Source organism: Microcoleus sp. Pol11C3 (assembly GCF_036701485.1).
Taxonomy (GTDB): domain Bacteria; phylum Cyanobacteriota; class Cyanobacteriia; order Cyanobacteriales; family Microcoleaceae; genus Microcoleus.
Genome location: NZ_JAUBQW010000004.1, coordinates 47,154 through 60,370, shown reverse-complemented (window position 1 = coordinate 60,370; position 13,217 = coordinate 47,154). Strand labels below are relative to the sequence as shown.

Here is a 13,217-nt window from a genome sequence, read left to right as displayed (position 1 = left end):
CAACAACAATCAACAGTCAACCGTCTTCCTTCTTCCTTCTTTCTTCGTGCCCTTCGCGTCTTCGCGGTTCAATAATACTAATTCTTCGGGCCCGAAAGGAGCAATTATAAAAAAAAGCGGCTCCGCTTGCTGCAGAACCGCCGTCACAGAGGATGAAAAATCAAAAATTAACGGACTGCCCCCTCTACTGAAGGTGATTCAATTGTTTTCATGAAGTACAGCTTCAACAACTGCCAGCCGTTCGACAAATACAAAGGCAATTTTTGGAAGAATTGCAAGAATTTCGGAGTATTAGAAGCAACAATTGCAGTCAACTGCTGATTGTTCTTGAGGCAAACATCCAGCCGTTCATAAAACTCGGGATTGTTCACGTCCAGCATCACGGGGAATACGCGGCCTGCTGTTTCGTTGGTCTTTTTAATCACTTCAATGTCGTATTCGCGAGCATCGAGTCCGAGCGATCGATAAAAACCGGCGCGCTGGATATCATTGAGATACATTGTCGCGAACACTGACAGCAAGAAAAAACGGCACCAAAGCTTAGCGCGCCAATCGTTCAACATCTGAGGCTGAGCTCTCATCACCGCATCGAAGAAATCTCCGTGACGGTTTTCATCCTGACACCAATTTTCAAAGAATCGGAAAATCGGATAAATCTGGTCTTCAGGATGCGCTTTTAAGTGCTGGTAAATCGTGATGTAGCGCCAATAACCGATCTTTTCCGACAAGTAAGTGGCGTAGAAAATAAACTTCGGCTTAAAGAATGTGTAGCTGCGGCTCTTTGTCAAGAAGCCCAAATCCAGGGACAAACCAAAGTCCGACAGCGCTTTGTTGAGGAATCCGGCGTGCCGCGCTTCGTCGCGGGACATGAGCAAGAAACCTTCGGCAAGTACCGGATTTTTGTCCTTGAGCTTGCGTGCCAATTCTTTGTAGAGCAAGAAGCCAGAAAACTCAGCGGTGCAAGAGCGTTCGAGGAATTCAATGAATAATTTGCGCTTTTCGCCGTCGATGTGTTCCCAAGATTGATCGAACTCGGCATCGCGCACGAAGTGGGTTTTGTTGTAGTCAACGCGGAACTCTTTGATAATTGCTTCGAGTTCGGCTTCGTTTACCGAGATGTCCATTTTGGCCATCTCGTCAAAGTCTGTTGTGTAAAATCTCGGTGTGAGAATAGTTTCTTTGGCTGGGGTTTTCGCTTCTTGCGGCTCAGCAAAAGCGGGTTTTTTGAGGGAATCTACCATATGTTTATTGGATTTCTGCTTATAACTACTCGCTTGTTTCAATTGTCGGGTACTGCGGGCGATCGCGCTCGTGTATGTCCGGCCAGCGCTGGCGGCGCGCTTGCTTTGGCGCTCCGTGTGGAATCCAGGTCTAAGCTGCTGTAATTTCCACGCCCTCCAGTTTACCAAGCTCTCGCCCGCGCAAATATGTTGCTGGCGTTAAGAATTGCTACGCAAAATTACTCATGGGCTTCCCGACAGAAGGTATTGGGAAACAAAATTCTGCCTTTTGTCAGTTCATCAGGTTACTGCACAAATAACTTGCCATGTCAAGCTGTTTAAACACCAGATAGAAAGTACAAAATGTATAGAGGGACTTCAATTCTTAGAATAATCAGGCAGGACGGTCAGAAAATGAGCAATTTAGGTGTTAGTTACCTTTTATGGGCAGCTTGTTTTTTCGGCCCATTCGGACTCCACCGCCTCTACAACGGCAAGATTGGTACGGGTTTGCTGTGGCTGTTTACCTTTGGTTTGTTTGGGTTTGGGCAATTGTTTGACTTGCTGCTTCTGCCGAACATGGTGGACGAACACAATGCCACTCTCAGGGGCAAACTTGGCGTATCTGGCGAAGGTATACCGCTATATCCAGTCAGCGGGGCGATCGCCGCGACATATCCCAAGCCAACTCCAGACCAGTTAGGGATTAAACTCCTGAAGGCAGCTTATACCAAGAACGGAAGATTATCTGTCACCCAAGGGGTGATGGCAACCGGCGCTACTTTTGCCGAAGTGGAAGAGGCTTTCACGGCAATGCTCAAAACGGGTTATGTGAGTATCGAGAACGATGCCGTAACTGGCGTCGTGATCTACCACTTTCACGAACTTTAGCTGCTGCGGGTGCGTTAACTAGGGGATTTTGTCTATTTTTCCAGAAGCTAATCGCTGACGCACCCTACTACTTGATATTGGTTGGTGAGCAGTTATTGCCGTTTTTTGAGTAAGCATTGCCGGCAAAATCGGCTAGAATGTTTGTTTGTCTATATAAGCAAGCAGAAAGTATTTGTCATGGCAGTCCCTAAGAAGAAAACCTCCAAATCCAAGAAGAATATGCGTAAGGCCACATGGAAGCGCAAAGCTGTAGTGGCAGCTCAGAAAGCTCTGTCTCTGGGCAAATCTGTTCTGACTGGGCGTTCCAATAGCTTCGTGTATCCCGGCAATGAAGAAGAGGAGGAAGAATAGAAACGGAATACCGGGCATGGGGCGAACCCGATGCCCGATCGATCAATCCTTTTTTGCTGTTGGTAAAATCAGCATGGCATCGCCAAAAGAATAAAAGCGGTACTGATGCTCGATCGCTTCTCGGTACAAATCCAACAGCCGAGGCCTTCCAATCATCGCACTTACCATCATCATCAAAGTAGAGCGGGGCAAGTGAAAATTGGTAATCATCCCCTCTACAACCCGCCACTTGTAACCAGGGTAGATAAACAAATTTGTCGGGCCGCAAAAAGGTTGCAAGGAAAAATCGCCACTCGCGGCGGCGGCTCCCTCTAAAGCTCGCACTGCTGTGGTACCCACAGCAATGATCCGCCCGCCTCTGGCTTGAGTTTCCCGGATTTTATCAACGGTGGCGGGGGGTACTTCCACCCATTCGCCGTGCATTTTGTGAGCCGTCACGTCTGCCACCTCCACCGGGCGAAACGTCCCTACTCCGACGTGTAAGGTGACAAAAGTTTTTTCTATTCCCCGCTGCTGCAAGCGACTAAACAATTCTTCGGTGAAGTGCAGGCCTGCTGTGGGTGCCGCCACAGCCCCAAGCCGATCGGCATAAACAGTCTGGTACTGTTCCGCTGAAGCTTGGGAATTTTCGATGTAGGGCGGCAGGGGTACGTGGCCGTATTCGTCCAAAAACTTCGCCAGATTCTCATCTGTGGGGATGTCAAACTCCAGCAGCCGTCCCCCTGTGGCGTCGTCCCTCTCTATAACTGTTGCAGTCAATCGACGACGATCGGGCATCGTGGCATCGGGAAGGCAACAGCAAGGAGCTGTGGTCGAGTTCTCACAGGCAGGGGCGATGGGATCAAACTCAATTTTTGCTCCCAACTTTAAGCGTTTCCCCGGTTTAACCAAAGCCAGCCAGCAGTTGTGCTGCCGTTCTTCCATCAACAATATCTCCACAGCCGGGCCGTTGGGTTTGTGTCCGTAGAGCCTCGCTGGCAGCACGCGGGTGTTGTTGAGTACCAGCAAGTCGCCCGGTTGCAGCAAATCGGGTAAATCCCTAAAAATCCGGTGTTGGTGGCTGCTGGGAGAATCTACAGCCAGCAAGCGAGAACTGTCCCTCGGCACTACGGGATTTTGGGCAATGCGTGAGGGCGGGAGTTCGTAGTCGTAGCCGTCCAAAGACCAGTCCATCTCTGTCATCGAGTGAATTCCTGTGCGATCGATCTGTCAACTAGGTAACAAATTGGGTAAAAACCCCCATCCAAAGTCGGGTGCTTTTCCCCTTGTGGTGGCGGGTAGAGTCCGCGACGATAGAGGTATAGCATCAGCTTTGCTCATAAGGCTCATAAGGATCGTTATGGAATACCTCTACTACATCGCCAATACTAGCCTTACTCTGAGAGTCGTGGATTACCTACGCACGGCTCATCATCTTCCCTTGCAATTTATCACTGTTATTCACCAAATTGACGGCTGGGTGGTAAAGGTGAAAATGAGCCAATATTTAACTCCAGAAATGCACGGGGATTTTCGGGCTTTTATGAACGAACTCGGGATTCCTTACGATCCTGAAATTCGCTTGCAAATGGCACTTTGGAGTTTGGAAACCGGACAGTCGCCACTGAGCGTGATGCGCCGCTACCAGGTGGCCGTGGTTTGTCACGGCAGCCCTGACCGCAAGGAAATTGAAGCGTTTCGCCAGCAGTTTGTCAAGGGTCTGGGATATTGCCCGGAAACTCTGGCCTAGATTGCTACGCATATAAATTAACTGTGATGACAGAACAGGAGAGGGAGAGAAGGGGAAAGCGGGAGAAGATTTAACGCTTTTTTCAGCTCCGTTAAAGCTCAAGAGAGAAATGCGCGACCGCCTAGGGAAATTAATAATTAAAAACTACCTAGTGCCATTGCTTTGTGATTTTGCCCTCTAATTTTTAATTATATATTGTTAATTGCTAAAAGCCGCTCGAATGTATTCTTGTAGGGTAAGGCGGTAGTTTTCTGCAAGGGCGGATTGAGAGTTCGCTGTTGTTAACGGTAATATTTGCTTAGTGTTTGGTCGTGAAGGTTCGCACCTGACTAGGGCGACATCAAAGCGACAAGAATTATTGGTTAAATCTGGACGAGTGCTTAAAAATATTTCGGCTGTTTGCCAAAGTTTGGCTTGTTTTGTGGTGGTAACAGCTAGCATTCCACCAGCATCCCAATTTCCCCGGCGGCGAGTTTTCACCTCTACAAATGCTAATGTTGGGGATTGGTGATTGAGAAGAACTTGGTTTTTTGGGCTTTCTTCATCTCTTCCGAGTGCGATGATGTCAATCTCTCCCCAGCGACAGTGCCACTGCCGGTGCAGGATTTCCCAACCTTGCTGCTGCAACCACTCGGCGACTAAGTTTTCTCCCAATGTGCCGATATCCCTAGAGTTTGGGGATTGGGGGCAATTGGAGTTAGCCGTGGCGATCGTCTTTGATGGCTTGGCGATCGCCTGATCGCGCTTTCTGGTAGAATTCAATTCTGAACTGTCACGGCTGCCCATTAGCTTTAATTTATGAATTCTCGAATTCGCCAACATCGCAAAAATATTTATACTTTCTTGCTGAGTTTTGTTATTTTAGCAGTAATTGCCGCTGGGGCGATCGGCATTAATCCCGCACCTGCTTTCGCTTTGGATCACGACAAAGAAATCCTAGTCGGCGCTGATTTTACTAGCAAAGTTCTGACTGACGACAGTTTTAATAAAGCTAATCTTCGCAACAGCAATTTTACTAATGCAGATTTGCGCGGCGTCAGCTTTTTTGGTGCCAATCTGGAGGAGGCAAATTTAGAAGGCGCTAATTTAACGGGTGCTACTTTAGATTTGGCTCGCATGAGGAAAGTAAATTTAACTAATGCTATTCTTGAGGGTGCTTTCGCTTACAATACCAGGCTCGAAGGAGCTGTGATTGACGGTGCTGATTTTACAGAGACACTGCTGCGAGACGATATGATAGAAAAACTTTGTAAAGTGGCAAAAGGTACTAATCCCGTGACAGGTAGAGATACTCGCGAAACTCTTTTTTGCGATTATTAAAAGGCTTGTTGAAGAAATGACTTGCATTCCTTACTGCGAACCTGTTTTGCCATGACATTCGTGGACGCATAACCTCTCTTCGTAGGGTTCCATGCACACCGCATCCGTTGAGTTTGTAGAGTTCCATGCCCACCGCACCGATTGAACCCTACAAACTCAACTCAAATCCTATTAGCCCCAAGGCACGGATGTTAAATCATAAAAATTAACTTGACGCAGCCGTTCTAATTCCTTGAGCCATTCTTGTTCGGCGCAGAAGAGTTGGTGATATTCTAGAGCCTCTTCGCCACTGCTAGCGGCCTTGGCTTTTTCCCACATATTGAGTGCAATCCGGCGGCGCTTCATGCTGATAATTTGCTCGATACAGGCGAGGGCAGATCTAATTACTAGAGGTGCGCGATAAACGTTTCTTTCTGAGAACTCGTTTAAGTGAAATAAATGCGAGATTTGATTGAGTTGATTGGGATATTCAATAAAGCTATCTTGCAATTTCAATATTAACTCTGAAGGCGCTACTTGTAAAGACATTTTGTGCAATATTTCTGCATTCACAATCTGATGCCACAAGAATCTGTGGTGAGAGAGGCTAAACTGCACGTCTCTAGCTTCTATTGCTTCTATGACATCTTGGCGGTATTCGGGACAATGCAAATAAATCTGCAATAATTGCGCTTCGGCTTCTTCTAAAAGACTGCGGGCTACGGCAGATAAGCTGGATTTTGAGTTTTTGTTTTCGCCAGTTGCCCGCTGCTTTTTATATTGTTTGTTCGGCTTCAGCTTGTTTCTAATTAACAGGGGCATTGTCAATGATTCGTCTTGACTCTGCCGCTTTGCCCAATCGCTGCCTACTTGATTTAGCAAGTTTTCGGCTAGCATTTTGGTGAGGCGAAAATCTCCTTTGCTGAGAATTTCGGCGCACTTTTGCAGGTAATGTGCTAGCTGATTGTCGTCAGTGATATTGGTTAATAATTTAATAATTTTTTTTGTAACTTGCTGGGAAGTATCTGCTTGCTTCAAATCTTGATTTACGAGCATTTGTTGCAGTTGCCAGTCGATCCAAAGCGGAGCATTTTCGAGCAATTCTCGATATTGTTCTGGGGAGTATGTTTTGAGATATTCGTCGGCATCTTTGCCGTCGGGAATGTTGAGCACCCGCAGTTGCACTTCTCCTTGATAAGCGAGTTTTTCTATTTCTCCAATCGCGCGTTCTGCTGCTTGAGTTCCTGCTTTGTCGGCGTCGAAGTTGAGGATAATTTGTTTGGAGTCAGTGTAGCGCAATAACTGCCGCACTTGGTTTAAACTGAGGGCTGTGCCGAGGGAAGCGACGGCGTTGGAGATGCCGGCTGCTTGAAGTGCGATCGCATCAAAGTACCCCTCTACCACCACTGCGCGATCGGCTTTGCTAATGGCTGTTTTCGCCGTATCTAAGGCAAATAAAGTCTTGCCTTTATCAAAGAGTTCTGTTTCGGGAGAATTGAGGTATTTCGGCTGTTCGTCGCCAAGAGCTCTGCCGCCGAAACCGATGACTCTGCCTTGGGTGTCGCGAATGGGAATCATAATGCGATTGCGGAAGCGATCGTAATAGCCGCTGCCTCCAGATTTGCGTGGTACAATTAATCCAGCTTGTTCGACTAATTGCGCCGGATAGTTTTTCTGTTCTACTAAATAACTGTAAAGTGCTTCCCAACCTTGGGGTGCATAACCTAAGTGAAATTGTTGGATAGTTTCTTCGCTAAGCTTACGCTCTGATTTGAGATATGCTAAGGGTTCTTCTCCTTGGGTTTGCCGCAAAGCGTGTTCGTAAAAGTTGGCTGTTAGTGCTGAGATTTCATAGAGTTGTTCGCGCAGAGAAATTTGCCGCTGCAATTCTTGTCGGTGTTCGGGTTCGACAGTTTTGACGGGAACTTGATAATTTTTAGCTAATTCTAATACTACTTCGCTGAAAGGGCGTTTCTCCAATTCCATGAGGAATTTAAAAGCATTGCCGCCTGCACCGCAGCCGAAACAATAGTACATTTGTTTGGCTGGGCTGACTGTAAAGCTGGGAGATTTTTCGTCGTGAAAAGGACACAAACCTACAAATTCTTTACCGCGTTTTCGCAACACGACGCGACCGGAAATAACGTCTACTATGTCGGCTCTTTGTTTGACTTCTTCGATTGTTTCTGGATGCAGCCGGGGAACTTGCATAGGGCTATTTTAGGCAAATTGAAATTATGTTTATTTTGTTTGAGCGACGGTAACAGAGCGTAGTCGAAGTATCGCACAATTCGATCGTCCGGTCGGCAGAAACCGGGTTTTTTACGAAAATACTGGATTTAAGTCTTTGATACAGGTCAAGACTTCGGCTACGCTCAGTGCTCTGGTATTTATGCGTAACTCCTATTTGAATAAAGCTAGGGCATAACTTTATTGTAAGATATTTACACTAACTGTAAAGAGCATCGAAAATAATGCGAATTTTAATGATGGGCGGTACTCGGTTTATCGGGGTTTATCTTACTAAGATTTTAGCAGCACAAGGGCATGAAGTGGTGTTGTTTAACCGGGGCAACAAGCCGGTACCGGTTGCGGGCGTAAAACAGATTCAGGGCGATCGCACAAATGTGGAACAACTGAAAGAAAAGTTATCGGCGACCGAGTTTGACGCCGTTTTTGACAACAACGGCCGCGAACTCAGCGATACAAAGCCTTTAGCTGAAATATTTAAAGGGCGGGTGCAGCACTTTGTTTACATGAGCTCTGCGGGGGTTTATTTGAAGTCGGATCAAATGCCTCATATCGAAGGGGATGCTACCGATCCTAAAAGCCGGCATTTGGGTAAATGCGAAACCGAAAATTACTTGGCTGAGTCCGGTTTGCCTTGGACTTCGATTCGCCCGACTTACATTTACGGCCCCCAAAATTATAACGATTTGGAGGCTTGGTTTTTCGATCGCATTGCGCGCGATCGACCGATTCCGATTCCCGGTAACGGAATGCACTTCACGCAGTTGGGGCACTGTCAGGATTTGGCTAAAGCAATGGCGGCGGTTTTGGGCAACGAAAGGGCGATCGGGCAAATTTACAACGTTTCGGGCGATCGATTTGTCACCTTTGACGGTTTAGCCCGCGCCTGCATTCAAGCAGCAGGCAAATCCCCGGATGCTATTAAGATTGTACACTACGATCCGAAACAATTTGACTTCGGCAAAAAGAAAGCTTTTCCGATGCGATTGCAGCACTTTTTCGCTTCAGTTAATAAAGCTGTTACCGAGCTTAACTGGCAGCCAGAATTTGACTTAGTTTCTGGATTGAAAGATTCTTTTCAGAATGATTATGTAGTTTCGGGACGGGACAAAGCTGAGATAGATTTTTCAGTCGATGATGAAATTTTGAAAGCCGTTTAAAGTAAAATTAAAGTATGGTGTGCAGCGCGCACCATACCAATGTCTAAGGAGAAAAATAACATGAGATTTATCAATCCCAAAATTGATTTTGCATTCAAAAAAATATTTGGCTCTGCCCAGAGTACCGACATTCTGATTAGTTTTTTGAATGCCATACTCTATGAAGGCAGATCCATCATTGAAAGCTTAGAAATCCTTGACCCTTATCTTGGCCCTCAAATAGCCGGAGTTAAAAACAGTTACTTAGATGTCAAAGCGCTACTTAATGACGGCACATTTGTGATTATTGAAATGCAAGTTTTGAAGGTACAGGCATTTGGCAAGCGAGTTTTGTACAATGCAGCAAAAACCTATGCACTACAATTAACAAGGGGAGAACTATACAAGCAATTGCGACCTGTAATTGCTTTGACTATCACTGATTTTGAAATGTTTCGCGCGAGCAAAATGTGATTTCGCATTTTGTCTTCAAAGAAAGAAGTCGCTTGTCTGATTATCTACAAAATGACATTGAGTTAGTATTTGTAGAGTTGCCCAAATTTAAGAAAGAATTGGATCGACTGGAAACTCTTACGGACAAGTGGATTTACTTTATTAAAACTACTGGCACTTTGGATGAAGTACCTCAAACAATGGTCACAGTCCCGGAAATTCAGAAAGCTTTTGAAATTGCCAATCAAGTTAGTTTGACACAGGAGGAATTTAACATATTACAACAGCAAGAGTTTTTTGCTCAAGATCAAGAGGGTTCAGTGGCTTTAGGTGGGGAAGAAGGCAGGGAAGAAGGCAGACAAGAAGGCAGACAAGAAGGACAAGTAGGGTTAATTATGCGTTTGCTGAGTCGCCGTTTAGGTCCAATAAACCCGGATATTGAAAGCCGCATTCGCCAATTGCCGATCGATAAATTAGAGAATCTTGCAGAAGCCATGTTAGATTTTTCTAATGCCGAAGATTTAACAGCTTGGTTGGAAGCTAATTCTCCAAAAGACTAGGAATATTAGGTAAATCTCATGCTTGGAATAACACTCGGCAATCGCTACAGTATTATCCGTCACTTGGGAGGCGGCGGATTTGCTCAAACTTATTTAGCGGAAGATAAGCAGCTACCAGGCAATCACCTCTGCGTCGTCAAGCAGCTTAAACCTCAAGCAACTGATCCGGAAACTCTACAGGTAGCAAGACGTTTATTTGATACTGAAGCACAAGTTTTGTACAAGTTGGGAAATCACGATCGCATTCCCAGACTTTTTGCTTTTTTTGAAGAGAATCAAGAGTTTTATCTCGTTCAAGAATTTATAGAAGGTCACGATTTAAGTGAAGAAATTATACCCGCTTCCCATGGAAATGCGGGAGTTATGCAGGAAGATCAAGTCATTTGTATATTGCAGGAACTTCTCGAAATTTTAGACTTTGTACACCAGCAAAATGTGATTCACCGCGATGTCAATCCCCGCAATATCCTCCGCAGAGATAGAGACGGAAAATTAGTTTTAATTGACTTCGGTGCAGTCAAAGAAATTACTACTCAAATTACCAATCCTCAGCCAAAGAATAGCTTGAGTGTCAGCATCGGTACTCCCGGTTATATGCCCAGCGAACAATCTCACGGCAACCCTAAACTCAGCAGCGATATCTATGCTGCCGGTGCGATCGCAATTCAGTTCCTCACTGGCATAAATCCTCACCAAATGCCAAAAAATCCCGATACAGAGGAAATTATTTGGCAGGACAAAACATCAGTCAGTCCTGAATTTGCGAAGATTTTAGATAACATGGTAAAGTACGATTTTCGGCAACGTTATTCTAGTGCAGGCGAAACGCTGCAAGCTATTAAAGAATTGAAAAATTCTTTCAGCGGTACAGTTCCTGTATTGCCTCGGGTTGCTGCTGCGAATAAGCCGCATAAACCGCGAAAAAAACTGTATTTTAAAATCGGGGCGATGACCAGTTTAATTGGCATCAGTATTATAGCATCTATTTATGGTGTAAATAGTTTTAATTCGGCCAATGCAACTGACTTGTACAACCGAGGCAATACTCTTTACAATTTAAGTCGATTTGAAGAAGCTCTGGCAGCTTACGAGCGAGCAATAACTCTCAGACCGGATTATGCGGAAGTTTGGCAGGAAAAAGCCAAAACTTTGTACGAATTGAAAAAATACCAAGAATCGCAGTCAGCTTACGATAGAGCCATAGAATTAAAGCCGGAATACTTGGAAGCTTGGACGGGACGCGGTTATGCTTTGGAGAAGTTGCAACAGTCTCAAGAGGCGATCGCATCTTTTGATAACGCTTTGAAAATCCAGCCCGACTATGCGGCAGCGTGGGAAGGCAGAGGCGATGTTTTATTAGATTCGCAGCGGTACGAAGAAGCGATCGCCTCCTACGAAAAAGCCGTACAATTTCAGCCTAATTTGTACCGTGCCTGGTACAATCGAGGACAAGCTTACCAAAAATTAAAACAGTACGATCGAGCCGTAGAATCCTATCAAAAAGCAGTTGAAATTAAATTTGATAATTATGAAGCTTGGTACAATTTAGGCAATGTTTTCCTCGAATTAAACAAAAACCAAGAAGCTTTTGAAGCCTACGAAAAAGCCGTGCGGTTTCAGCCAAATTTTTATCAAGCCTGGTACAGTGAAGGCATCGCTTTGCTAAAAATGCGCCGACATGAAGAAGCGGTAGAAGCTTACGAAAAAGCTGTTAAATTAAAACCGGATTATTATCAAGCATGGTACAATTTAGGTTGGTCTTACCACGAATTGCGTAGGTACGAACAAGCAATTGAGTGTTACAGCAGAGCCTTAGATTTAAACCCGAAAGAATATCAAGCGTGGTACAATAGAGGCAATGCTCAGTACAATTTAAAGCGGTACGAAGATGCGATCGTCTCTTACAATGAAGCCCTTTATGTTAAGCAAGATTACTCCGAAGCCTGGTATAGTCGCGGTAATGCACTTGTGGCGGTAAAAAGATACGAAGATGCGATCGCCTCCTATGACAAAGCAATTCGCTACAAACCGGATTACTCCGCTGCAATTGAAGCAAAAAAGCGGGCAGAAAGTCAGCTAGGAAGAAGCCCGCTAGAATCCCAACAACAACAACAACAACAATAATTGTTATTAGTCCCCCTCTGCTAGGACGAGAATTTGTGTAGTAGCGATTTCAATATCCGAACGATCGTGGGGGTAGGTTATCTTTTAGCGAACAGCGGGAGAAATTACGGTAACTCGGCGGCTGTCTACTAACATCGGCCAAAAACCTCGATCGCTCAATGCTTTTACCGCTGCAGTAGCGGCGTTTTGATCCGTTGTATAAGCGACGAATAAAAAGGGACGCTGGCCGTAGGAAGCTAAGCCTACTTGCGTGCCTAATGCTTGCCTGACTTGGGCGGCTAATTCCGGTTGGTTGAAGTAATCTACTAACACTGCATAACCAGGGCCCAGGGGTTGGGGATTGAAGGCAAGATTGCCTGTTGAAGGATTGGTGATTGGTTCAGAACCTGGTGCTGGCTGAGGGTTGTAGACGGGCAAATTTTGGGGTAGCGCCGCTGCGGGCGATCGTACTACGTAAGCTTGCAATCCGACAACATCTTCGATGTATTTAACCCAATCGCTGGCGATTTGCGAGTCGCGAAAGCCACCAACTCGCGTCACCGTGTCGTTGATGTACCGACAAACTGTGTTATTAGTATTTCCAGGAAAAGAGCGTTTTGCTCTTTCTTGCTGTTCGGGTGTTGGGGTGACAATTAACAGTAAATATTCATCGGACTGGGGCGGTTGGCAGCTCGACTCAGCTTTAACAGAACTCGATAAAATTGTCAAGGCAAAAATGGCTATCGAAGTAGCAGAAAATAGGGGGAGAGACAAAATATATTTGTACAATTTACCCCTAATTGTTGTTAGTTTTTCTGTCGAATTTTTGGCTACTTTTTTCATGCTGTCTGTAGGGATGCAAGGGCATCGGGAATAGTTGGTGATGGTGCTTGAAATTCACCTGTCAGTACATATTCTAATCGCAGTTTCAACCAAGTGATGAAGACAGGATCGGTAGAAATAATAGCGGCGGATGGCTGAGGGCATTTTGCTTTAACTTCTGCCATTGTCGGTGCTTCTAGGAAAGCGGGCTGTTTGACCAACCAGAAGTCTATTTGTTTTTCTTGTTCGTTGTAGTTGCGAGTTCTTTCTTTAAACACTTCATCTAGGGCTTCTTCTTCTAGCAAAAAGCGTTGGCTGGCTAAAACGTAGTAGTAGGTTTGCATTTTTCTCGGTTGTTAGAGGTTGACGGTTAGCGGTTAATGCCGCCTGTACCGACCAG

Annotated in this window: 12 protein-coding genes and 1 pseudogene; 7 read left to right on the top strand and 6 right to left on the bottom strand. The window is 45.4% G+C overall.

Annotated elements, in window-relative coordinates; translation table 11 throughout:
- Positions 1-167 precede the first annotated feature (167 nt).
- A complete protein-coding gene (gene acsF / locus QUA40_RS02375) occupies positions 168-1,241 on the bottom strand; it encodes a magnesium-protoporphyrin IX monomethyl ester (oxidative) cyclase (RefSeq protein WP_333121557.1) in 1,074 nt (357 codons plus the stop codon).
- 393 nt (positions 1,242-1,634) lie between these two features.
- Here acsF and QUA40_RS02370 point away from each other — a divergent pair, with 393 nt between their 5' ends.
- Together QUA40_RS02370 and rpmF are read left to right on the top strand one after the other, a co-directional pair.
- Positions 1,635-2,111 (top strand): TM2 domain-containing protein, encoded by a 477-nt coding sequence (locus tag QUA40_RS02370; RefSeq protein WP_333121473.1) that lies wholly within the window; start codon positions 1,635-1,637, stop codon positions 2,109-2,111.
- A 177-nt stretch (positions 2,112-2,288) separates the two neighbouring features.
- A complete protein-coding gene (rpmF, locus tag QUA40_RS02365) occupies positions 2,289-2,462 on the top strand; it encodes a 50S ribosomal protein L32 (RefSeq protein ID WP_006632406.1) in 174 nt (57 codons plus the stop codon).
- Between the two features lie 42 nt (positions 2,463-2,504).
- Here rpmF and queA read toward each other — a convergent pair whose 3' ends face one another.
- A complete protein-coding gene (queA, locus tag QUA40_RS02360) occupies positions 2,505-3,644 on the bottom strand; it encodes a tRNA preQ1(34) S-adenosylmethionine ribosyltransferase-isomerase QueA (RefSeq protein ID WP_333121471.1) in 1,140 nt (379 codons plus the stop codon).
- A gap of 157 nt (positions 3,645-3,801) precedes the next feature.
- Here queA and QUA40_RS02355 point away from each other — a divergent pair, with 157 nt between their 5' ends.
- The gene (locus QUA40_RS02355; RefSeq protein WP_006632408.1) at positions 3,802-4,191 is read left to right on the top strand and encodes a hypothetical protein; all 390 of its coding nucleotides are present in this window, start codon (positions 3,802-3,804) and stop codon (positions 4,189-4,191) included.
- A 198-nt stretch (positions 4,192-4,389) separates the two neighbouring features.
- Here QUA40_RS02355 and QUA40_RS02350 read toward each other — a convergent pair whose 3' ends face one another.
- Positions 4,390-4,977: a YraN family protein gene (locus QUA40_RS02350; protein WP_333121469.1), complete on the bottom strand. Its 588-nt coding sequence runs from the start codon at positions 4,975-4,977 to the stop codon at positions 4,390-4,392.
- A gap of 12 nt (positions 4,978-4,989) precedes the next feature.
- On the opposite strand from QUA40_RS02350, the gene QUA40_RS02345 reads away from it, so the two are divergent.
- Positions 4,990-5,511: a pentapeptide repeat-containing protein gene (locus tag QUA40_RS02345; protein ID WP_333121467.1), complete on the top strand. Its 522-nt coding sequence runs from the start codon at positions 4,990-4,992 to the stop codon at positions 5,509-5,511.
- 171 nt (positions 5,512-5,682) lie between these two features.
- Here QUA40_RS02345 and dnaG read toward each other — a convergent pair whose 3' ends face one another.
- Positions 5,683-7,701: a DNA primase gene (dnaG, locus tag QUA40_RS02340; protein WP_333121465.1), complete on the bottom strand. Its 2,019-nt coding sequence runs from the start codon at positions 7,699-7,701 to the stop codon at positions 5,683-5,685.
- 263 nt (positions 7,702-7,964) lie between these two features.
- Here dnaG and QUA40_RS02335 point away from each other — a divergent pair, with 263 nt between their 5' ends.
- From QUA40_RS02335 to QUA40_RS02320, 3 genes and pseudogenes are all read left to right on the top strand, one after another.
- Positions 7,965-8,900 (top strand): NAD-dependent epimerase/dehydratase family protein, encoded by a 936-nt coding sequence (locus tag QUA40_RS02335; protein ID WP_333121463.1) that lies wholly within the window; start codon positions 7,965-7,967, stop codon positions 8,898-8,900.
- Between the two features lie 60 nt (positions 8,901-8,960).
- Positions 8,961-9,892 (top strand): annotated as a pseudogene (locus QUA40_RS28910) (Rpn family recombination-promoting nuclease/putative transposase).
- Between the two features lie 18 nt (positions 9,893-9,910).
- Positions 9,911-12,016 (top strand): tetratricopeptide repeat protein, encoded by a 2,106-nt coding sequence (locus QUA40_RS02320; protein ID WP_333121457.1) that lies wholly within the window; start codon positions 9,911-9,913, stop codon positions 12,014-12,016.
- Positions 12,017-12,100: 84 nt separating this feature from the next.
- Here QUA40_RS02320 and QUA40_RS02315 read toward each other — a convergent pair whose 3' ends face one another.
- Complete coding sequence (locus QUA40_RS02315) at positions 12,101-12,838, bottom strand: hypothetical protein (RefSeq protein WP_333121456.1); 738 nt, start codon at positions 12,836-12,838, stop codon at positions 12,101-12,103.
- Positions 12,835-13,161: an MgPME-cyclase complex family protein gene (locus tag QUA40_RS02310; protein ID WP_333121453.1), complete on the bottom strand. Its 327-nt coding sequence runs from the start codon at positions 13,159-13,161 to the stop codon at positions 12,835-12,837. The genes QUA40_RS02315 and QUA40_RS02310 overlap by 4 nt, the downstream gene beginning before the upstream one ends.
- Positions 13,162-13,217 lie beyond the last annotated feature (56 nt).